This is a genomic window from Phenylobacterium sp. (genome assembly GCF_036495085.1).
Lineage (GTDB): Bacteria > Pseudomonadota > Alphaproteobacteria > Caulobacterales > Caulobacteraceae > Phenylobacterium.
This window is the reverse complement of the sequence record NZ_DASXNL010000096.1, coordinates 44,651-65,491: the sequence shown is the minus strand read 5'-3', so window position 1 is coordinate 65,491 and position 20,841 is coordinate 44,651. Positions and strand designations below refer to the sequence as shown.

The window sequence follows — 20,841 nt, the reverse complement described above, 5'->3', positions numbered from 1 at the left end:
TCTCGGCCTGCGTAGCTTGGTGCTGAGCCAAAGCGTTGCCGACCAGGCGCCCGCGCAGTCAGCGGGCGACTTTCATGGGCTCGGGGGCGAGTGAGGGGGCGATGGCGAGAACACCGGCGACCGCGGGCGCGACGATAGGGCCCTCGGAGCCGCGCAGGCCCTCACAGCAGCGCTCCCGCCTAAGATTCGAGATGCTGCTTAACGCAGCCGACGCGTTGCTGGCCGGCAAAGAGGCCACCGAAGTCGGCCTCTACGACATCGCGGCCGCCGCTGAGGTCCCGCCGGCGTCCGTCTACCACCTGTTTCCGACCAAGGAGGCGGCCTTCGTCGCGCTCGCGGAACGATATCTCGAAAGACTTCGCGACTGCATCATCGAGCCGATCGATCGCCGACGGCTGCGCCGATGGCACGATCTCGTAACGATCGAACACTCCCGCGCGGTCAAGTTCTACAACGCCCACGCCGTGATGCTTAAGCTGTTCTTCGGGGCCAACGTCGTCCACGACGTCCGCGTCCTGGATGTGAAGAACGTCGAAGCCGCGTCGGCCACGACGTACCATCGGATGAACAAGATCTTCGACATGCCCTACGTCGAAGACGGCGACACCAAGTTCGCCTCGCTCATCGGCATCTATGACGGCATCTGGATGACCTCGTACGCCCGCCATGGGCGCATCACGCCGGAGTTCGCGCGGGAGTCGGAGCTGGCGGGGATCGCGTATTGCGAGACGTTCCTGCCCCCGGCCATCCCGCTGCGTGCGCCGGGGCAGGGCTAGACGCAAGCCGAGGTGTCCGGCGATCGACAATCGCCAGACATCGATTTTATTCGACTTCTGATCTGTGGCGCATGCGGCGGCGCTGGATCTCGCGACGGCTTCCGGCTACCGACGCCGGCCGTCCATAATACGCCCTGCCAAGCGAGGTCGGACGCGGCGAATAGCTGCGGCAAGAGGGCCGACTGCTCGTCTTGACGCGTGGTGCGATCAGCGGTTTATTCGATAACTGTCGGTTATTGGCGAGAGAGTCGGAGCGCCGCTGGCGCACCGGCGTGGGAGCGGGGCGCGTCCAGCCGGGCGCCAGGAGGGGAAGCCGTGCGTTTTTTGAACTACAAGCGCCGTCCGCGCGTGATGGTCGTGGCCCACGGCCATCCTTACCAGCGTGACGCGTTCATGGGCATGTTCGACGCCTTCCCGGAGGCCGAGCCGTTCATCGTCGAACACCCGGTCGCGCCGAAGGTGCTGAATCCGGCCGGCGTGTCGGATGTCGATGCGATCGTCTTCTACGACATGCCCGGCGGCAGCCCCGCCGAGGGGCCTGACTACCACGTCGACCCCCCCGAAGACTTCAAAAGAGGCTTCCTTGAACTGCTCGATCGCGGCATTCCGATCGTCGCGCTCCACCACGCCATCGGCGGTTGGCCCTCATGGCCCGAATATGCCGAACTGCTTGGGGGGAAGCTGATCCACTTCCCCGATGTCGTCCGCGGCGAACACCTGCCCGACGGCGGCTACCGGCAGAATGTCACCTACGAACTCAGCGCCGTCGATGCGGCGCATCCGATCTTTGAGGGGATGCCGAAAAAGTTCGAGATCGAGGACGAAGTTTATCTATTCGACGTCTTTGAAGACTCGATCAATCCGCTGCTGCGCTCGAGCTATCCGGCGGTGAGTGAGAACTTCTATTCCCTGGCGCGCGCCGTAAAAGGCAAGATGAGCTCCAACGAGGGTTGGTCCCGGCGGCCCGGCTCCGACATCGTCGGATGGACCAAGATGGCCCGCAACAGCCCACTGGTCTACCTCCAGGCCGGGCATGGGCCCACCGCCTTCGCCAACACGAACTACCGGCAGCTGCTGCAGAACTCGATCAAGTGGGCGATCTCACAGTGTCACCCGCAGGTCTGATTCCGGGCGCGGGCGCCGCCACGGCGTGACCGGCCTTCGAAATTGAAATCAATCGCCGAGGTATTGGAATGAGCCGTCAAGACGCGCTGAAGGCGCGAGCCCTGAAGGTGTTCCCGCAAGGGATCTACGGACACCTGTCCACCAGATCCATGCCGGAGAACTATCCGCAGTTCTTCACCGACGCCAAGGGCGTGCGGATGACCGACGTCGATGGCAAGGTGTACGTCGACTACATGTGCGCCTTCGGCCTCAACCTGTTCGGTTACGGCGACGAGGCGATCAACGACGCCTTCGTCAAGCAGATGCGGAAGACCGACACCTTGACCGGCGTCTCCGAGGTCATGGTGGAGCTGGGCGAGCGGTTCACGGGCATCATCACCCACGCCGATTGGGCGATCTTCGTGAAGAACGGCACCGACGCGACGACGCTCGGCGCAGTGATCGCACGCGCCCACACCAAGCGGGACAAGATCATCATCGCCGAGGGAGCCTACCACGGCGCCGCGGCCTGGTGCGCCTCCACGCCCGGCACCACGGCTGGCGAGCGGGCCGGGCGTATCTCGTGCACGTACAACGACGTGGACTCTCTTGAGCGCGCAGTCGCCGAGGCTGGCGACGACCTCGCGGCGATCTTCGCGACACCGTTCAAGCATGATGTGTTCATCGACCAGGCCGAACCGGACGCGGCCTACGCCCGGCGCGCCCGGGAGCTCTGTGACAAGACCGGCGCCCTGCTGGTGGTCGACGACGTGCGCGCCGGCTTCAAGCTCGCCCGCGACTGCAGTTGGTCGGTCGTCGGCGTCGAGCCCGACATCTCGTCCTGGGGCAAGTGCATCGCCAACGGACATCCCCTGTCGGCCGTGGTTGGCTCGGACAAGTGCCGCAAGGCGGCGGCGCGGATCCGGGCGACCGGCTCGTTCTGGTTCCAGTCGGGCCCGATGGCCGCCTCGCTGGTGACCCTCGACCGGATCATGACCACGCCCTACCTCGAGAACATCAAGGCGCTCGGCGGGGCGCTGCGCACCGGCATGGCTGCGCTGTCGGACAAGCACGCCGCCGGCCTGCGCCAGAGCGGCCCGGTCACCATGCCGATGTTCCTGTTCGACGACGACCCCGACCTGCGCAAGGGCTACCGCTGGTGCGCCGAGATGGTGTCGCGCGGCTTCTACATGCATCCGTTCCACAACATGTTCATCTCGGACGCGCTGACCATGAATGACGTTCAGCTGACGCTGGAGGCCGCCGACGAGGCGTTGGCGGCGCTGGCGGCGGCGGGGCCGCTGCAGCCCAATACGCGCCTCACCGCCCTGATGAGTGCGTAAGGCGCCGCCATGGAAGGTTATGAGCTGTTCGTCTCGGTGGGCCCCAACCCGCGGGTGGCGCGCATGTACGCCGCCGAGCGGGGCCTGACGCTCGCCGAGACCGAGGTCGACATCGGCGCGGGTGAGAACCGGCGCCCGCCATATCGCGATCTGAACCCATCGGGGGACACCCCGGCGCTCCGGCGCCCAGACGGCTCGGTGCTCGCCGAAGCCACGGTCATCTGCGAGCACCTCGAGGAGCTGAGCGGCCCATCAAGCCTGATCGGCGAGACCGCCGCGGCGCGGGCGAAGACCCGGATGTGGGTGCGTCGCATCGACCTCAAGGTCGTGCAGCCCTTCACCGGCGGCTTTCGCTACGGTCCGGCGCTACCGTTCTTCCAGCCCAGGGTGCACTGCATTCCCCAGGCGTCGGACGACCTCTTCGAGATCGCACGGGAAGGCTTGGAGTGGCTGGAGGCGCAGGTCAGCGAGCAACCCTATGTGGTCGGGGAGACCTTCACTCTGGCGGACATCGTCCTCTTCTGCTTCCTGGACTTCAACAAAGAGCGGGTGGGACGCCCAATGACAAACGGCCTGAGCTGGATTTCGGCCTGGTTCGATCGCGTCGCCGAGCGGCCATCCGCCGCCGCCACGCGCCGTTGACGGTCTGGCTCGCCGGTGGCGTCCAGCGACGGCGATCGCCGTTGGCGATAAGGGTAGGCGTGCTGCGGTGATCGCGCCGCGGGAGACGGCTGAATTGCGACCGGCTCTGGGAGATAGCAGATGATGGACGAAGCCGCCGGGCGCGCCGAACTGGTCGCCCAATATCAACGCGCCGACAGCCTGAAGCTGAACGAGCTCGCCTCCGGCAATATCAGCCGACGGTTCGGCGAGGGCATGCTGATCTCGCCCACTGGGGCCTCCGCGAAGACGATCTCGCCCGAAAACGTTGTTTACGTCGGGCTCGACGGCGAATGGAGCGGCGAGCATGCGCCTTCGTCGGAGTGGATGATGCATGCGGCGATCTACCGGGATCATCCGGATGCGAACGCCGTCGTGCACACCCATTCCGATTACTGCGTCGCGGTCGCCTGTCAGAACAAGCCGCTGCCCGGCTTCCATTACCTGATCGGCGTGTTCGGCGGTGGCGACGTGCCGTGCGTCCCGTACACGACCTATGGCGGCCCAGAGCTGGCGGCAAACGCCGCCGCGGCGCTACGCGGGCGCACCGCCTGCCTGCTCGCCAATCACGGCATGATCTGTCGCGCGCGCAGCCTGAACTCAGCCGTCGACCTGGCCCACCGGCTCGAGATCATGTGCCGGCAGTACGTGCTGACGTGCCAACTCGGCGAGCCCGACGTGCTCAGCGAAGCCCAATGGGCGGAGTTTTTCGCCCGGTCGCGTCCGAGCAACTACGGCGGCGCCGAACGACCAAAGGCGGTCAGTCCGCGCCGACCCTAGACAAGCGACGTCTGCAGTCTGGCGAACATGATCGCGCAGTCGCGGGTCAGACGGTCCCGCTCCTCATCGCTGCTTTCGATCAGCAGTTCGGTGACGCTGTTGCCAAGCTCGGACAGGATCCACGACACCGACTGGATCCGTTCCTTGTCCGCGTGCGGATAGCTGAGCGCCAAAAGCTCGTTGTGGCGCGCTGCCACCATCCGCGCTGACGCGAGCCGGACCTCGCGCAGGATCGGCGAGGCCCGCATCGCTCGCAGCACCGCAATGCTGCCGGGAAACGCCGCGGTCACCTGGACGAGCTGCCTTAGCAGACTGTGGCCACCCTCGATCAGGGCGGTCTCGCTGAGTGGCGCTGAGCCGCGACGGTCGATGTAGGCGATCGCCAGCGCGTCCTGCGCGGCCATCAGCCGTTCGCCCAGTTCCTTGAGGATCGCGTACTTGTTGGGGAAGTAGCGGTAGACCGCCGGCGGGCTCAAGCCAGCCCGCTGCACCACGGCGTTGATGCTGAAGCCGTCGATGCCGCGCTCAGCCAGGATCTCGCCGGAGACGCGGATGATGGCGTCGAACGTCGCGCGCGAGCGGTCCTGAGAAGGGTGGGTCTTGGTTTCGAGCTCGATGGAAGGGGAGGCTGGCTGGGCCTTACTCGGCATGGGCGAATGACCGTTGCAACCACGATCTCCAATGCTATTAAACAGTATTATATCGAGGCAAAAACCTCGTCAACCGGAGCGGCCGCGGCGGCTTCGGTGGTGGCGCAGCTCCTCCTCGGCGTCCGCGCGGCCTGACGATCGATGTGCGCCTTGCCACGCCCCGGAAAAATCGGATAAAAATCGTATTAGGCCCGAGTGGAGGCCTGAGTTTCGCGCGCCGGCCCGCCAAGCGCCGGGCCACGGAGGATGCAGTTGGACACGAACTCAGACGACTTGGCGGAGGTCGAGCGGCGCGCCCGTTCGATCCGTAGGCGCGTCGTGACGGTGGTCGAGCGAATAAAGGTCGGATACCTGCTGCAGGGCCTCGGCGCGGCGGACATCTTCGCCACGCTGTTCTTCCGCGAGTTGCGGCTCGACGCGGCGAACGCGAGCTGGCCGGGCCGCGACCGGTTCATCCTCTCCACCGCGCACAACACCGCGCTGCTATATTCAACCTTCGCCGAGCGGGGGCTGATCCCTGAGAGCGCGCTCGAGAGCTACACCCAGGACGGCTCTGCCTTCGAGGTGAACGCCTCGGAACGGGTAGGTCCCTTGGTCGAGGCGACCTGCGGCTCGCTTGGACAGGGTCTCTCTGTCGGGGTCGGCATGGCGCTCAGCCTGAGGCGGCAGGGCCTGGATAGCCGCGTCTATGTGGTCCTGGGTGATGGCGAGCTGCAGGAAGGGCAGCTCTGGGAAGCCGTCCTCTCGGCGGCCTCGTTCCAGCTGGACAATCTGTGTCTGATCGTCGACCGCAACTACCTCCAGGTCGAGGGCCACACCGACAAGGTCGTGCGCATGGACCCGATCGCCCCGAAGTTCGCAGCGTTCGGCTGGCGCACACTGGAGGTCGACGGCAATTCGGTCGGCGAGATCGCTCGCGCCCTCGATGTCGCGCGGGAGACCAAGGGCGCGCCGACCGCCATCGTCGCAAGGACCACGCCCGGCGCGGGCGTTCCGTTCCTGGAGGGCCAGATGGCCCACGTCGCCTATCTGAAGCCCGAAGAAGCCCGCCGGGCGCTGGCTGATCTGGAGGCCGCCCAATGACCTTGACGATCCCCGATGGCATGGGCGGTTTCCGTGACATCCGCTACGCTGAAGCGACTGCCGGCGCACGCTCCTACGGCAAGGCGCTGCTGGCGGCGGCCGAAGTCGATCCGCGGATCGTCTGTCTGGGAGCGGACCTCAGCCAGCCGACGCAGACCACTTACTTCCGCGACACCCTGCCCGAGCGGTTCTTCATGGTCGGGATCCAGGAAGCGAACATGGTCGGCGTCGCCGGCGGCATGGCTCGCGCAGGCGACATCCCGTTCGCGCACAGCTTCTGCGTTTTCATCACCCGCCGGGTGTACGACCAGGTGGCGATGCAGGTGGCCTACCCGAAGCTGCCGGTGAAGCTCGTTGGCTTCATTCCTGGGCTGACGACCGAGCTCGGCGTTTCGCATCAGGCGATCGACGACATCGCCCTCATGCGCGCCCTGCCGAACATGGCCGTGATCGAGCCCTCGGGCCCCGAGCAGGTTGGAGCGGCGGTCGCGGCCGCCCTTGCTTTTGACGGGCCGGTCTACCTGCGCCTGAGCCTATCCAAGGGAGCGCCGGACGAGACGACGCCGTTGCAGCAATTCGAACTCGGGCGCGGGACCATCATGCGCGAAGGCGCGGACGTCGCGGTGGTCACCAGCGGGGCGATGGTCGGGCATGCGCTCGAAGCAGCGGAGATGCTGGAGCGCGAGAACCTGTCGGCCACGGTGGTCAACATGGCCTCGATCAAGCCGCTCGATTCCGCCCTCGTCGCGCGCCTGGCCAGGTCGCACAAGATGGTGGTCACCTATGAGAACCACTCCACGATCGGCGGCCTCGGGTCGGCGGTCGCCGAGGTGATCGCGCTTTCCGGATCAACGCCCAGGTTCGCCATGGTCGGCGTGAACGATGTCTTCGCAGAGGGCGGCAGCACGCCTTACCTGTTCGGCAAGTACGGCCTCACGGCGGGCGATCTCTACCGGGCGGTCAAGGGGTTGGCGAACTAACCGGGTCGGGCGAAATGCGCGACCGGCAGGCAGCCTGCCATGCGACGTCGGCGACGGTTGACAAGCAAATGGGGCGCCTCCAGAACTCAATTAATATCGAAGTGCCGCTCGGATGACTCGGCCTGCGGCTCGAGATGGCTGATGGGGGAAGCAGATGGATCTCGGGCTCGCCGGTCGGGTGGCGCTCGTCACCGGCGCGACCAAGGGCATCGGCCTGGCGGTTGCCCGAGCGCTTGCGGCGGAGGGCATGAACCTCGGCGTCTGCTCTCGCGATCCGGCGGCCGTGGCGGGGCTGGTCGACAGCCTGGCCGACCAGGGCGTCAAGGCCTGGGGCCGAGCGACCGACGTGAAAGACGGCGAGGCGCTCGGGCGTTGGGTGGCCGACGCGGCGGAGGCGCTCGGGGGCGTCGACGTGGCGGTCTCGAACCCCAGCGCCATGGTGTTTCAGAATACCGAAAAGGATTGGCGTTCGGTGTTCGAGCTCGACTTGCTGGGCTCGATCCGTCTGTTCGATGCTTGCCGTCCGCACCTGGTGCGGGCTGGGGCGGCGCAGGACGCTTCATTCATCATGATCTCGTCGATTTCGGCGCTGGAGGCGACGCAGCCATCACCCTACGGAGCGCTCAAGGCGGCGTTGAATCACTACGCCAAGGGGCTCGCGGTCGAGATGGCCGGCGCAGGGGTGAGGGCGAACCTCGTCTCTCCCGGCAACATCTTCGTCGAGGGCGGCTTCTGGGATGGCGTCAAGACGCGCGCGCCGGCCTATTTCGACCAGTCTCTGAAGGCCAATCCTACCGGCCGCATGGGAACCGCTGAAGAGGTGGCGGCCACAGTCGCATTCCTCGCCAGCCCCAGGTCCAAGTTCACCACCGGGGCCAACGTCGTCGTCGATGGCACGCTCACCCGCCGTGTCTGAGCCGCCGCAGGCCCGGCCGATCCGCCAGCCGCACATCGGCGAGAAAAGAAGTCGAGAGGGCCATGGTAGCCGCCGCGCCTGAGAATTCCGTCGTCGGCCAGGATGGCGTCGCAGCGATTTCGACCGCTATGTGGGTCGGCACCGCCGCGCTGATGGTGCTGGGCATCCAGCCGATCCTGCTTGCCGCGCTGGTCGCGGAGCATCGGATCACCGATGCGCTGCTCGGTCGCCTGGCCACGGTCGAAGTGCTCGCGATCGCCGGCGCCTCCGCCGTCGGGGCCATAGCGTTCCGGACCGGCGGAATGCGGATGAAGGCCGCCGTGCTCTCGGTCCTGCTCGGCCTGACGAATCTCGCCTGCTGCTATGCCCACGACGCGGCAAGTCTGTTCGGTTTGCGGTTCGCCGCCGGCGCGCTCGAAGGCGCGCTGCTGGGTTGTACGATCGTGATCCTGACCCGGACCCGGTCGCCGGACCGGATCAACGGGGTGTTCCTGGCCGCGCAAACCATTCCGCAGGCGTTGGCCGCGCTCGCCCTGCCGATCTACCTGATGCCACGGTGGGGCTCGAACGCCTCGTTCGTCATCCTGGCCGCGCTGGCTTTCATCGGCGTGGCGTTGGCCCCGCTGCTGCCGCGCGCAGCCGGCGTCAAAGCCGAAAGGACCGCAGCGCCGAAGTGGGTCTGGACCGCAGAGATCGGCTTCGTGCTGGCGGCGATCACACTGCAGACCGCCGGCATCGGGGCGGCGATGGAATACCTCGCGGAGCTTGCGACGTTGCACGGCTTCGATCAGCGGATGGTCGGCCTGGGGACGTCGGGGAACCTGATTTTCCAGGTGGCCGGCGCGTTCGTGGTGGTGGGCATCGCCTGGCGTATTCCCTCCGCCCTGGCGCTACTTGGCGGGGTCGCGCTGCAAGCCTCGATGGCGTTCGCGTTTCCGCTTGCGGCCTCCGGGCCGCTGTACGTCGCCCTGGCCTGCGCCTTCGGCCTGTTCCTCCTCGCGCTGGGGCCGTTCCAGGTCGCGTGGCTGATCCGCATCGAACCGACGCGGCGGGTGGCGCTGGTGATCACGCCGATCACGCTGATCGGTTGGAGCCTGGGCCCATTGGTGGCCTCGTTCTGGGTCAGCTCGAAGAGCAGCGACCAAGCGTTCCGAGTTTCGGCGTGCCTGTTCCTGGCCGCGGGCGCCGCCTACATCATGGCGCGCCTTCTCGGACGGCGCGCGCCCCGCGAGGCGCTTGCGACTTAGCGGCCGGCGCGGTCCCCATTGGATGGTAGATTTTTATAGTATTCGCTGATGAACAGGGCGCGGCCATGAACTCGGGACTCCTCGCAATCGGGCTCACCACGCTCGACATCGTGGGAAGACCCATCGAGGCGTTGACGCATACCGAGCGCGCGCAGCTGGTCGAAAGCATCGTCTGTGCGCCGGCAGGAACCGCGGCCGGCGCGGCCCTGGTCGCCGCGAAGCTCGGCGTGGCGGTCAAGCTGGCCGGCTCCATCGGCGACGACATGAACGGCGCCTTTGTTCGTGTCGGGCTGGAAAGGGTCGGCGTTGACGTTTCGCTGCTGCAGACCCACGCGGGGCTGAAGACGTCGACCACTTTGCTGACCGTCCCCGCGGATGGCCGCCGCTCGAGCTACCACATGATGGGGGCCGGGGTTTCGCCGCCGATCAACGAGGACGTCTTCGCCGCGGCCCGATCGGCACGTTTCGTCCACTACGCCGGTGTTGGCGGGCTAACCACCGACGGGGGTCCGGGCGAGGCGTTCCTTCGCGCGGCGAAGGAGGGCGGGGCGATCGTGACGTGCGATCTGATCGGCCCGAGGGCGTCCGCCGCCGCGGAAATCGAACGCTTGGCTCCGTTCATCGACTACTTCATGCCGAGCGCCGCCGAAGCGATGGTTCTAACCGGTACGGATGACTTGGCAGCGGCCGCGAGCAGGTTTCTCGCGATGGGAGCCAAGGCCTGCGTGATCAAGAATGGCCGTAACGGCGCCTTGGTATGGATCGACGGCCGGCACAGCGTCGTGCCCGCCTTCGACGTGACGCCGAAGGACACGACGAGCTGCGGCGACTCGTTCTGCGCCGGATTCATCGCAGCCCTGGCGCGCGACTGGGCCCCGCTGGAGGCGCTCCGCTTCGCCGGCATGACCGCAGGTCTCGTCGCCGAGGGCTGCGGGACGCTGGGCGGGATCGAAGGCTTCGACGAAACCGTGGCGGCGATGGCTACGCACGCCCCGGCGCCCCAAGCCAGCTGAGTCCGACCGGGCTCAGACCTTCAGCGGACGCGCATAGGCTTGGCGGAGTTCTAGGAACGCAAGCTCCGGCGAACGTGCGTCGGCGGCCATTGCGAGGTGATGACGATAACCCTTGATGTCGTGCTGCACGGCGAACGGCCGGCCGCCTGGGACCAACCAGTCTTTGAGCGATTTGAACGCTGAGGCCTGCACGGGGGCTCCAGATCCGACGACGTGGAGCCTCGACGCTGCGTCGGCATACCCCAGACGATCCCACGGAAGGTGGGGCACGAGATCGTTCGGGCGCACATAGGCATAGGGCTCGGCGCGTTCGACAGCCTGGGCGTTTCCGAACCGCGGTGACCCGAACACATAAGCGGTCCGGCCGCCCATTCGGGGCGCGAGGATCGCAGCGATTGCGCCGCCGAGGGAGTGGCCGGTGAAGTAGAGATTGGGCCGCACGAGGGCTGCCCTGAGCTTGGTTCTAAGCTCGAGCATGCCATCCCATGCCTCCATCAGGAACCCGGGGTGATACTGCGGCTCAGTTGTCCCGAGCCTCTCTGCGTTGAGGTTCGTGAGCCATTCGGAAGCTTTCGCCGTGCCGCGCACAGCGATGATCGCCAGGTCGCCTCGGCACATCGCGACAAAGGTGAGGAGCTGTCGCTCAAGGACAAGAATCCGGATCTCAGGATCAACGGCGGCAAACAATTGCTCGAGATCGACTGAAATGCGCGGGCTGGCGTTGAGCAGCTCGAAAAGTGACTCACTCGGAATGAAGTCATACCGGTCGGAGCCTTCGACATCATATCGACTGAGATGCAGATAGGAGAGCTCGGCAAAGCAAGACAGCGCATAGGCTTTCGCCGGCTCCTGCGCGTCGGAGTTCCAGTTTGGCCGTCCGAGAAGCTCGCGCAGCACGCGCAAGGCCGACGCCGTCGTGGTCGATAGTCCGCGGGCTTCCGAGACGCGCGCCAAGTCGTCGAGCACCTCCGCCAATGAAGGCTTAATGGTCTGCAACGCTTCAACGCCCTCAAAGTACTTGCGGTAGTAATTCTGCCAGAGGGACGATTGGACGTTGGTCTCCGCCAAATGGCGGCGGTCAGCCACAGCGACCAGCAGCGTTTGGTAGTCCTCGTCGGTCATTTCGAGCCCATTTCAGGATCGATTTTCAGCCGCTGCTCAGTCCAAGGGTCGGCGGTCCGATGCCCACCGGTGTTCGGCGAACATAGCGGAATATTGGGCCGGACGTCGGTTCGGTTTCGTCGCCAGAAGTCGGGGAATTAGCGACCCTTGTCGTGAAGGGCGCGCCCCGCGGGGCCTTAAGCTGCTGGCCCAGCGAGGCCATCGAGGTCATGCCTGTGTTCAGGGCCGAAGGACCGTAAGCTCACGCGGACCGGAGTTGGCCGCGGCGTAGGCGACGGCGTCGTTGGCGTCGTCCAGCGCGAATTCGGCCAGATCGAATTGCCGGAGGTCGATCAGGCCGTAAGGCAGGGTCTCAATCTTCAGCGCCTCGCCGAAGGCGTTCAGCACAGCAGCTTTCATGGGACCTTACGGCAGCGCGTTCAGAGCTCCGTCCCGCCGCCCTCAGCGTTAGAGGGTCAGCGCCGCGACCACGGCTTCGATGACGGCTGCCGCCTTCGCGCGCATTTCGTCATCCGTCGCGTCCTGGATCGGGTGATCCACCAGCACAAAGCGGGCGCCGTCCATGCCCAGCATCTTGCGCTGAGCCTCGGCGGCTTCGGCGAACTCGCTGGAGGCGATGGAGACGGCGGGAAGGCCCTGGATCTCGAACCACACGGTGTCGTGCAGACTGCACGTCGTGCATGATCCTCAATCGGCGAGGGCTTCGACCAGGACCTTGCACTCGGACTTGATCTGCTGCCGCAAGTCCGAGGGGCAGGGCTTGGCGAAGGTGGGCTTTGCGTAACGCCTGATCTCGGCCTCGGGGAAGCGGGCTGCCAGCAGGCGCTCCAACTCATCCAAGAGGACGTTGCCGCGCGGCTTTGAGATGTCTAGCAGGCCGATCACGCCCGGCGAGTTGCCGGTCCGCGGTGTGATCTGCCGGGCGACGGGCACCCTCTCGTCGGTGGGATCCAGGATTGTCGTCATGGACGTCCTCGCAAGGTCTTAGGCGAGGCTATCAGCATTCGATTTTCCGCGAAACGACAGCCGAGCCCGCCGAGCCCGTAAGCCATCCGTGGAAGGCGGCAGAAAACTTGCCGGCCTCCGAGCCGGCCACGACGATGTGTATGAACTTGGTATCGGCAAACTTCGGCGCCGGTGAGGAGAGCACGGCCTCGGTCATCTTGGCGGCGGACGCGAGCGGGATGCCGGCGCCGGAGACCTCATTGGCCACCATATCGCGCAGCGGCCGGGTCGTGACCGCCTGGATGCGGTCGCGCAGCCGGGCCTTCGGGTAGGGGCCGCCGCTCGTCAAGGTATTGACGTGCTCGGGGCAAACCACCAGCAGGGCGTCGACGGGCATCCGGTGGATCTTCGAGAGGAACACGCCCTCAAGGCCCAGCCCCAGGGTCCCGGCGATCTGGTCGGGCCCGCGGGACTCCTGATCGACGATCTGCACGGGGCCGCTGGTCATGGCGAATGCGGTGACCACCGAGTCCTCCCGCTGGAACCCGCGCTCAACGTGCAGCGGCTCCCAGGGCGAGCCCTCCTCCCACTCCGCAAAGCACATGGTGAACTTCATCGGACTCGACATGGTCGAGCGATCGGTGCCGCCGGGCCGCGCGCCGCCGACGTTGCGGACCACCAGCCGGACCGCGCGGCCTATGGTGGCGTTGGCGCGGTTGCCGTTGCCGAGCGCGGCCTGCTTCATGTTCATGCCGATGCGCTGGCGGATCGGGCCGTTGACCACCAGCACCGGCGAGGCGCCCATGGTCGTGGCGTTGACGCCATGGATGTTGAATTCGTCCGTACAGACGGCTTCGACCGCGGCGATCACCACCGGCAGATACTCCGGCCGGCAGCCAGCCATTACGGCGTTGATGGCGATCTTCTCCACCGTCACGGGGGCCATGCTGGGCGGGACGACCGTGACGACGTCCTGCGGATCGCGCGTCGTGCCCGACAGCATGCGCAGCACCCGCTCCGGGGTCGGCGCCACCAGCGGCAGGCCGTCGGAGAAGCCCTGGTCGAACATGAACTCGTCGACGTCGTCGGCCGGCGCGATCTCGATCCGGCGCGCCCGGATGGGACTGCCCCCGGCCTCGGCCAGCAGGCGGTCGTGGATGTCGGGGTCGAGGTGCTTCGAGCCGCAACCCGGCCGCCAGTCGGGGAGTTCAGACCAGGCTACCGGGGCGGGCGGCAGGTCCAGGTCCGCGGCGATCCGATGGGAGAGTGCCTCCCACTCCTGGCGGACGAATCCTTCGAGCGGCGCGCCCTGTTCACCGTCGGCGTCGATCCAGTAAACCGCCGGGACGATGTCAAACCCCCAGGCCAGGGAGGTCCGCAGTGCGCTGTCGTCCAGGATCGGCAGGGTCAGGCCGTGTCGGTCCTTCAAGATTGCGTTGCCGTCGGCGGTTTGACCCACCATCCAGATGTCGGCGGCCTCGCCCCAGGCCCGGTGGAAGGCCTCCAGCACTGGGGCGGCCAAGTTGCAAGTGGCGCAGTCCTCCTTGACGAACGAGATCAGGCTGGGTCGCGCGGTGGGGAACCGCCGGGGCTCGCCGGCCATGTCGAGCAGGGAGAAGGTCGTGACGGTCATCGGGCGCTCCTTCTCTCAGCGTCGCACGGATGGCGGAGGTGGATGGGAATCGAACCCACCACACGCCTTTGGGACGTGTCACCGGTTTTGAAGACCAGGGAAGCCACCAGACTCCAGTCACCTCCAGCGCAGCCGACACTAGAGCGGGTTCCGTGGAACCCCGAAGCTGTTTTCCACAACCTGGCGCGCGTCGCCCTGGCGGAGGGTGACGCCGCGCGTGTCGAGGAACTCCAGGACCGGCACGATGAACTTGCGCGAGCTGGCCAGCGCTTCGCGCGCCTCGCTGGTGGTGAACATGATGGGCGGCGGGAAGGCGGCGCCAAGGGCTGCGACCGCGTCGTCCAGCGCCTGGGCGTGGAAGGCCAGGTCTTGGCGGAGCGCGACGTTGCGCAGCGAGACCAAGCGGCCGGACTCGATCAGGAGGCCGATCAGGGCTTGGTCGTCGGTGTCCGGCTCGGTCACTGCGGCTACGGCCGGTGGGTTCATCCCGCCATCGCGGAACGCCGCCTCGATGAGGCGCAGGCGCGCCAGGCCGGCAGGGGACAGTGCGGCGAGGGGGTCGTGGCCGGGGAGCGCCACCCGGGCGGCCTCGAGGCGAATCTCGCCTTCGGCGGCGAGGCGCCTCTCGACGTGGGCGAGGAGGTCGCGGGAGGCCGCCCGGGCCAGGCCGCCGCGGATCGAGCTAAGCTGCGCCCATGCGCGGGCCGGAGCCTTGCGGTGGGCCTCGGCGACGGCCGCCAGGTAGGCGCGCCGGGTCTCCGCGACCGTGGCGCGGGCGGCGATCAGGTCGGCGCCTAGAGGTTCGAAGCCGCCTCCCAAGCGGTCGAGGACCTCCTCGGCGCTTAGCCGCGACAGCCGCGCGACTTCGGCGAGCGAAAGGGCTCCTCCGCGCCTAAGCGCCAACTGGGCGGCGACCTGATCCAGATCTCCGCCGAAGACGGCGTCCAGCAGGGCGCGATGGTCGTCGAGGCGGCGACGGACTGGCGCCGGCGCCGGGTCCAGCACCACTGCGCCGCCGATCGTTTCCGCGGGCGAGGGCCGGCGCAGGATGGCGCGCTGGCCGGCGTAGGCGATTATTGGCGCGGCAAACCGCAACCGCGCCAGGCCCCGTGCGCCGGGCGGAATCGCGTTCGCGCCGATCAAACGGACCTTCGCGATGTCCTGCCGCGCGCCCCACATCACCCGCACCTCCTCATTGGCCTTCAGCGGCCGCAGGCATTCGGGCGCGAGCGTCACCGCGACATCGGCCACCAGGCTGGCCTCGTAGGCGCCCGGCGCGCAGAGGACCTCGCCAGCATGGACCTCGTCGGCGGAAATGCCGCGCAGGCCGGCGGCGACCCGAGCGCCGGGCGGGGCGGCATCGACGGCGTGGCCGTGGATCTGCACCTGGCGAATAACGACGGTTCGCCCGGACGGTTCAAGCACGGCCGCCTCGCCGGACGTCAACCGCCCCCCCTGCAGCGTGCCGGTGGCGACCGTTCCGGCCCCGGCGATGCTGAAGACGCGGTCCAGGGGCAGCCAGGCGCCGGGCAGGCGATCCGGCGGCGGACTGCGCGCGCTGAGCGCCTGCAACTGCCCGTGCAGGTCGTCCAGTCCTGCGCCAGTCAGGGCCGAGCAGAAGACCACCGGTTCGCCGGCCAGAAAGGTCCCGTCGAGTTCGGCGGCGATCCGCTCGCGCAGGTCGGCCTCGGCCCCGTCCGCCAACAGGTCGGATTTCGTCACCGCCACGATGCCAGCTGCGAGTCCTAGCAGGGCGGCGATGCGCAGGTGTTCGCGGGTCTGGCGGCCGAACCCCTCGTTGGCGGCCACGACCAGCAGGACGGCCCGTGCGCCTGTGGCGCCCATGGCCATGGCGCGGATGAAGTCCTCGTGGCCGGGCGCGTCGATGAAGTCGACGCCGCCCGCCGGGTAGTCGCGCCAAGCGAACCCCAGGGTGATCGACAAGCCGCGGGCGATCTCTTCCTTGAGCCGGTCGGTCTCGATGCCGGTCAGCGTCCGGACGAGCGCGGTCTTGCCATGGTTCACGTGGCCGATCACCACGAGACTGAGGGGCGCCCGATCCGTCACCCGCAATCCCCTCGTCGAACAGGCACGACCGTCATCCGCTTGCTCCCGCTCTCCCCGGCTCTGTACAGTCGAGCATCCACCAGGGAGGCCCGGCCGTCGCGCGTGAAACCACAACTCAGGACCCGCGCCGCGCCCTGCCGGCCGTGGGAACCCTCTGCGCCGACCCTGCCGCGCGGCCGTTGAACGCCCGGTTCGGGACCGTCGCCGTGGCTGCGGCCTTGCGGCGCGTCCTGGCTGAGGCGAGGGCGCAGCTTTCGGCCGACCCGCTTGGCGTTCCCACGGTCGCTGATCTGCTCAAGGCCGCCGAGGCGAGGCTGGCCGACGGCGAGCGCGAGACCCTGTTCCCGGTGATCAACGCCACTGGCGTGGTGATCCACACCAACCTCGGCCGGGCGCCCCTGGCCCCGGAGGCCGTCGCGGCGATGCATGCGGCGGCAGGCTACCACAACCTGGAGCTCGACCTGGAGACCGGCCGCCGCGCCTCGCGCAACGACCACCTTGGCGCGCTGATCAGCGAGACTTCCGGGGCCGAAGCGGGGCTGGCGGTGAACAACTGCGCCGGGGCTGTTCTGCTGGCGCTGGCAGCGGTCGCGGAGGGCGCGCCGGTCATCGTCTCGCGCGGCGAGCTGGTGGAGATCGGTGGCGGGTTCCGGGTGCCCGACGTCGTCGCGCAGAGCGGCTCCGCCCTCGTCGAGGTGGGGACCACCAACCGCACGCATCTGCGCGACTACGAGCAGGCGCTCCGCGACCATCCGGAGGCAAGGGTGATCCTCCGCACCCATCCCAGCAATTTCCGCATCACCGGCTTCACCAGCGCACCCGCCCTCGACACGCTCGCCAACTTCGCCCACGCCCATGGCCTGCTGCTCGTCGAAGACCTGGGCGGCGGAGCCCTCGTCGACCTGTCGCCCTACGGGATCGAGGGCGAGCCGATGGTGCAGGCCAGCCTGCAGGCCGGCGTCGATCTGGTGCTGTTCAGCGGCGACAAGCTGCTAGGCGGACCTCAGGCGGGAATTGTGGCCGGTCGGCGTGAATTGGTCGATCGCTTGGCGCGACATCCGCTGGCGCGCGCGCTGCGCCTGGACAAACTTTCTGTCGCCGCGCTGGCCGCGACGCTTCGCCTCTATCGGCCGCCGGCCGACCCGACCCTGAGGGTGCCTGTCCTGCGAATGCTGACTGAGGCGGCCTCCATCGTGTCGACGCGCGCGGAGGCTCTCATGAACAGTCTCGCCGAGCTCCCCGCGCTGGAGGCCCATATCAAGGACACCCTCGGCTACGCAGGCGGCGGGGCCATGCCGATGCAGGCGCTCCCCAGCAGCGCGATCGCTCTGCGCAGCCTCCGTTTCAGCGCAGATGACCTTGCTTTGCGACTACGCATCGGCGCGACGCGGGTGCTGAGCCGTATCGAGCACGACCTCGTCCTGCTCGATCTGCGCACTGTCGCTGATGCCGAGCTTCCGGCATTGGCGGCGGCGATCGCCGCCGCATCCTGAGGCCCCGCGCCAGATCCCTTCATCCCGCGATCCTGGCGCCGGTCCTCATCGGGCGGTGAATTGCCCTGACATCGCCGTCAGACCGAATAGGCGCGTTCGCCGTGCTGGGAGACGTCGAGGCCGTCGTCGATCTCGCTATCGGTGGCGCGCAGGCCAATCAGCCGCCGCACCACCCAAAGGATCGCGATGCTGGCGACCGCTGACCAACCTATCACCGCCACCGCGCCCGTAATTTGGGTGACCAACTGGCCACCCATGCCGACCCCGGCCGAATAGCCGACCCCGCCGATGAGGGGACTGGCGAGCGCCGCCACAAGCAAGCTGCCAAGGATGCCGCCGACCCCGTGGACGGCGAACACGTCCAGGGAATCGTCGATCTTCAGGCGGTTCTTCATCAGGCCGACTGCCGCGAAGCAGACCAGGCTTCCCGCGGCGCCCAGGATCAGCCCTCCTAGCGGGCCGACGTAGCCGGAGGCCGGGGTGATCGTCGCCAGGCCCGCGACAACGCCGGTCACAATGCCGACCATGCTCGCCCGGCCGAACCGGAGCCGCTCAAGCAGCGCCCAAACCAGGCCTGCCGTCGAGGCGGAGACGTGCGTGACGAGCAGCGCCATCGCCGCGTCGCCGTTTGCCGAAAGGGCGCTCCCACCGTTGAAGCCGTACCAGCCGACCCACAGCATGCCGGCGCCGATCATGGTCATCCCCGGATTGTGCGGCGGGTGCAGGTCGCGCGGGAAGCCTTCGCGAGGGCCGATCATCACCGCCGCCACAACCGCCGAGACGCCCGCCGTCGCGTGCACGACCAAGCCGCCGGCGAAGTCCATCACATGCCGCTGGGCCAGCCAGCCGCCGCCCCAGACCCAGTGCGCCACCGGCGCATAGACCAGCAGCAGCCAGGCGCCGCTGAACGCCAGCACCGCGCCGAACCTGATCCGCTCGACGTAGGCGCCGACGATCAGCGCCGGGGTGATTACCGCGAACGCCCCCTGGAAGATGAAAAAGGCCGTCTCCGGGATCGTGCCATGCCGGGCGCTGCGCCCCACCGACAGTAGGAAAGCCTTGCCGAGTCCGCCGATTAGGGGGCCGGTTCCTTCGAAGGCGAGGCTGTAGCCGACGGCGAGCCAGAGGACGGAAATCAGGCAGGCGATGGCGACGCAGTGCATCATTACGGACAAGGTGTTCTTGACCCGCACCAGGCCGGCGTAGAACAGCGCCAGACCCGGGAGGGTCATGAAAAGGATCAGGGCCGTGGCCGTCAGAACCCAGGCGGTGTCGCCGCTATCGGCAGGCGTGACGCCCATGAATTTTCCCCACACCCGTAGAACCGGTCACCGACACGGGCTTTCGCCTGCCTAACCGTCAGGCGCTGCTTGTTCAAGATTTGGCAGAGCGCTGCGACGAGACGACCAGCAAATAGATTTTCTGATTGGCTCCTCAGCTTAAACCTACTCGTTTAGTAGGAATATGAGACCTAGCTTTCCCTCGCTCAATTGGAGGGACCGAGCTTGATCACGCGTACCCAAATTCGCCGGGCGATCCACGCCGCCGCGCTGGCTGGCCTGCTGTGCTCTGTTGCGCCGGCCGCGCTGGCCCAGGCGATTGCGACCACGCCGACGCAGTCCTCAGGCATCAGCCAGGAACAGGCGTTGGCGCTTTCCGCCCGTCTGGATGCGTTGGAGAGACACAATGAAGAGCTCGAAGCCCAGATCGCTGACCTGAAGGCCCAGTCGGCGGCCCAGGTGCAGCAGGTCCGCGACACCCAGGCGGCGCAGCCCACCGTTACAGTTAGCAACGGGCGGCCGACCTTCACGAGCGCCGATGGGAGCTCCAAACTCGCCGTCCGTGCGCTCGTCCAGTTCGACGCTGCCAGCTATTCGGAGGAGCCGCGCACCGCCGCCAACGACCTGGGCTCGGGGACCAACTTCCGCCGCGCTCGCCTCGGTGTCGATGGCACGGCTTTCAAGGACTGGAACTACGCCCTTTGGGGTGAGTTCGGAGGGTCCGGCGGCGAGTCGGCGATCCTGAACCAAGCTTGGCTCGAATACGCCGGCTGGAAACCCTTTGGGCTGGAGGAGCCCATCCGCCTGCGCGTCGGCGCCTGGGCGATGCCGTCGGGCCTGGAAGACGCCACCAACAATACTGAGGAGTTGTTCCTCGAGCGAGCGGCGATCGCTGAGCTGGTCCGCGGCTTTGCGACCGGCGATGGCAGGACAGGCGTCGGCGCCACCGCGCGCGGGGCGCGCTGGTACGCCTCTGCGCTCTGGTCAGGCAAGGTCGTCGGCGTGCCGGCGACGCCTGAGCTCGATCAGCAGTCGGGCTTCGCCTTCCGGGCGGCCTTCAATCCTATTCATGGCCCCGACTATGACGTGCACGTGGGCGCCAACATCCAGGGCATCCTGGAGCCTGCGGATACGACAGCCGGCCCGGTTACGACCCAGGCCGTGCGGCTGCAGGAGCGCCCCGAACTGCGGGTCAGCGGCGTGCGGCTGGTCGACACCGGCGCGATCAACTCAGACGGGCTGACGGCCTACGGGCTCGAAGCGGGCGCGAGCTGGAAGAACCTCTACGGCGCTGGCGAGTGGTACCAGGTCGATGTGAACCGCAAGGCCACAGCGCCAGCCCTCTCGCCCTTCGATCCGTCGTTCTCAGGCTGGTATCTGCAAGGCGCTTGGGCGATCACCGGCGAACATCGCGCATGGACCAACGCCAACGGCGGCTTCGTAGGCATCCGCCCCTTGAAGGCCTTCGATCCACAGCGTGGGACCTGGGGAGCCTGGGAACTTGCAGCGCGCTACAGCGAGCTGGATCTGAACGATCACGAGGGCGTCGCAGGCGCGGCGACGCCGGCCGGGGGCATCCGGGGCGGCCAGCAGAACATCACCACGGTCGGATTGAATTGGTACCCGAACAGCGTTGTTCGCTTCCTGCTCGACTACCAGTGGACTCGCGTGAACCGGCTCAACGCGGCCGGGGGCAACATTGGCGAAGACGTGAACGTCATCTCGTTCCGCTCGCAATTCGCGTTCTGA

19 protein-coding genes and 1 tRNA gene are annotated in these 20,841 nt (G+C 67.4%); 12 read left to right on the top strand and 8 right to left on the bottom strand.

Annotation, left to right across the window (positions count from 1 at the left end; genetic code table 11):
* Positions 1-191: 191 nt before the first annotated feature.
* The 5 genes from VGI62_RS11310 (at position 192) to VGI62_RS11290 (ending at position 4,663) form a co-directional block, all read left to right on the top strand.
* Positions 192-776 carry a TetR/AcrR family transcriptional regulator gene (locus VGI62_RS11310; protein WP_331504589.1) on the top strand — a complete coding sequence of 195 codons (585 nt, stop codon included), beginning with the start codon at positions 192-194 and terminating at the stop codon, positions 774-776.
* A 315-nt stretch (positions 777-1,091) separates the two neighbouring features.
* Positions 1,092-1,901 carry a ThuA domain-containing protein gene (locus VGI62_RS11305; protein WP_331504588.1) on the top strand — a complete coding sequence of 270 codons (810 nt, stop codon included), beginning with the start codon at positions 1,092-1,094 and terminating at the stop codon, positions 1,899-1,901.
* A gap of 68 nt (positions 1,902-1,969) precedes the next feature.
* Positions 1,970-3,223 (top strand): aminotransferase class III-fold pyridoxal phosphate-dependent enzyme, encoded by a 1,254-nt coding sequence (locus VGI62_RS11300; RefSeq protein WP_331504587.1) that lies wholly within the window; start codon positions 1,970-1,972, stop codon positions 3,221-3,223.
* Between the two features lie 9 nt (positions 3,224-3,232).
* Positions 3,233-3,865 (top strand): glutathione S-transferase family protein, encoded by a 633-nt coding sequence (locus VGI62_RS11295; protein WP_331504586.1) that lies wholly within the window; start codon positions 3,233-3,235, stop codon positions 3,863-3,865.
* Positions 3,866-3,988: 123 nt separating this feature from the next.
* Entirely contained in the window at positions 3,989-4,663 is a 675-nt protein-coding gene (locus VGI62_RS11290; protein ID WP_331504585.1) for a class II aldolase/adducin family protein, read from the top strand.
* On the opposite strand, the gene VGI62_RS11285 is transcribed toward VGI62_RS11290, so the two are convergent.
* Entirely contained in the window at positions 4,660-5,313 is a 654-nt protein-coding gene (locus VGI62_RS11285) for a TetR/AcrR family transcriptional regulator (RefSeq protein WP_331504584.1), read from the bottom strand. The genes VGI62_RS11290 and VGI62_RS11285 overlap by 4 nt on opposite strands.
* Before the next feature lie 252 nt (positions 5,314-5,565).
* On the opposite strand from VGI62_RS11285, the gene VGI62_RS11280 reads away from it, so the two are divergent.
* The 5 genes from VGI62_RS11280 to VGI62_RS11260 all read left to right on the top strand — a co-directional run bounded on the left by VGI62_RS11280 (position 5,566) and on the right by VGI62_RS11260 (position 10,552).
* Positions 5,566-6,396 (top strand): transketolase, encoded by an 831-nt coding sequence (locus VGI62_RS11280; RefSeq protein WP_331504583.1) that lies wholly within the window; start codon positions 5,566-5,568, stop codon positions 6,394-6,396.
* Positions 6,393-7,376 carry a transketolase family protein gene (locus VGI62_RS11275; RefSeq protein ID WP_331504582.1) on the top strand — a complete coding sequence of 328 codons (984 nt, stop codon included), beginning with the start codon at positions 6,393-6,395 and terminating at the stop codon, positions 7,374-7,376. Before VGI62_RS11280 ends, VGI62_RS11275 begins: the two co-directional genes overlap by 4 nt.
* 154 nt (positions 7,377-7,530) lie before the next feature.
* Complete coding sequence (locus tag VGI62_RS11270) at positions 7,531-8,292, top strand: SDR family NAD(P)-dependent oxidoreductase (RefSeq protein ID WP_331504581.1); 762 nt, start codon at positions 7,531-7,533, stop codon at positions 8,290-8,292.
* 62 nt (positions 8,293-8,354) lie between these two features.
* Complete coding sequence (locus VGI62_RS11265; RefSeq protein ID WP_331504580.1) at positions 8,355-9,539, top strand: hypothetical protein; 1,185 nt, start codon at positions 8,355-8,357, stop codon at positions 9,537-9,539.
* A 65-nt stretch (positions 9,540-9,604) separates the two neighbouring features.
* On the top strand, positions 9,605-10,552 hold the full coding sequence (locus VGI62_RS11260) for a carbohydrate kinase family protein (protein ID WP_331504579.1): 948 nt from the start codon (positions 9,605-9,607) through the stop codon (positions 10,550-10,552).
* A gap of 12 nt (positions 10,553-10,564) precedes the next feature.
* On the opposite strand, the gene VGI62_RS11255 is transcribed toward VGI62_RS11260, so the two are convergent.
* The 6 genes from VGI62_RS11255 to selB all read right to left on the bottom strand — a co-directional run bounded on the left by VGI62_RS11255 (position 10,565) and on the right by selB (position 16,319).
* Complete coding sequence (locus tag VGI62_RS11255; protein ID WP_331504578.1) at positions 10,565-11,674, bottom strand: lipase family protein; 1,110 nt, start codon at positions 11,672-11,674, stop codon at positions 10,565-10,567.
* Positions 11,675-11,893: 219 nt separating this feature from the next.
* Positions 11,894-12,073 carry a hypothetical protein gene (locus VGI62_RS11250; RefSeq protein ID WP_331504577.1) on the bottom strand — a complete coding sequence of 60 codons (180 nt, stop codon included), beginning with the start codon at positions 12,071-12,073 and terminating at the stop codon, positions 11,894-11,896.
* A gap of 48 nt (positions 12,074-12,121) precedes the next feature.
* The gene (locus VGI62_RS11245) at positions 12,122-12,640 is read right to left on the bottom strand and encodes a UGSC family (seleno)protein (protein ID WP_331504576.1); all 519 of its coding nucleotides are present in this window, start codon (positions 12,638-12,640) and stop codon (positions 12,122-12,124) included.
* Between the two features lie 31 nt (positions 12,641-12,671).
* Positions 12,672-14,252 carry a hypothetical protein gene (locus VGI62_RS11240; RefSeq protein ID WP_331504575.1) on the bottom strand — a complete coding sequence of 527 codons (1,581 nt, stop codon included), beginning with the start codon at positions 14,250-14,252 and terminating at the stop codon, positions 12,672-12,674.
* 30 nt (positions 14,253-14,282) lie between these two features.
* Positions 14,283-14,377, bottom strand: a tRNA-Sec gene (locus VGI62_RS11235).
* Between the two features lie 13 nt (positions 14,378-14,390).
* Positions 14,391-16,319: a selenocysteine-specific translation elongation factor gene (selB, locus tag VGI62_RS11230; RefSeq protein WP_331504574.1), complete on the bottom strand. Its 1,929-nt coding sequence runs from the start codon at positions 16,317-16,319 to the stop codon at positions 14,391-14,393.
* A 5-nt stretch (positions 16,320-16,324) separates the two neighbouring features.
* Between selB and selA the strand changes: the two genes are divergently transcribed.
* Entirely contained in the window at positions 16,325-17,812 is a 1,488-nt protein-coding gene (selA, locus tag VGI62_RS11225; RefSeq protein WP_331504595.1) for an L-seryl-tRNA(Sec) selenium transferase, read from the top strand.
* A 77-nt stretch (positions 17,813-17,889) separates the two neighbouring features.
* On the opposite strand, the gene VGI62_RS11220 is transcribed toward selA, so the two are convergent.
* Entirely contained in the window at positions 17,890-19,113 is a 1,224-nt protein-coding gene (locus tag VGI62_RS11220; protein ID WP_331504573.1) for an ammonium transporter, read from the bottom strand.
* Positions 19,114-19,317: 204 nt separating this feature from the next.
* Between VGI62_RS11220 and VGI62_RS11215 the strand changes: the two genes are divergently transcribed.
* Positions 19,318-20,841: a porin gene (locus VGI62_RS11215; protein ID WP_331504572.1), complete on the top strand. Its 1,524-nt coding sequence runs from the start codon at positions 19,318-19,320 to the stop codon at positions 20,839-20,841.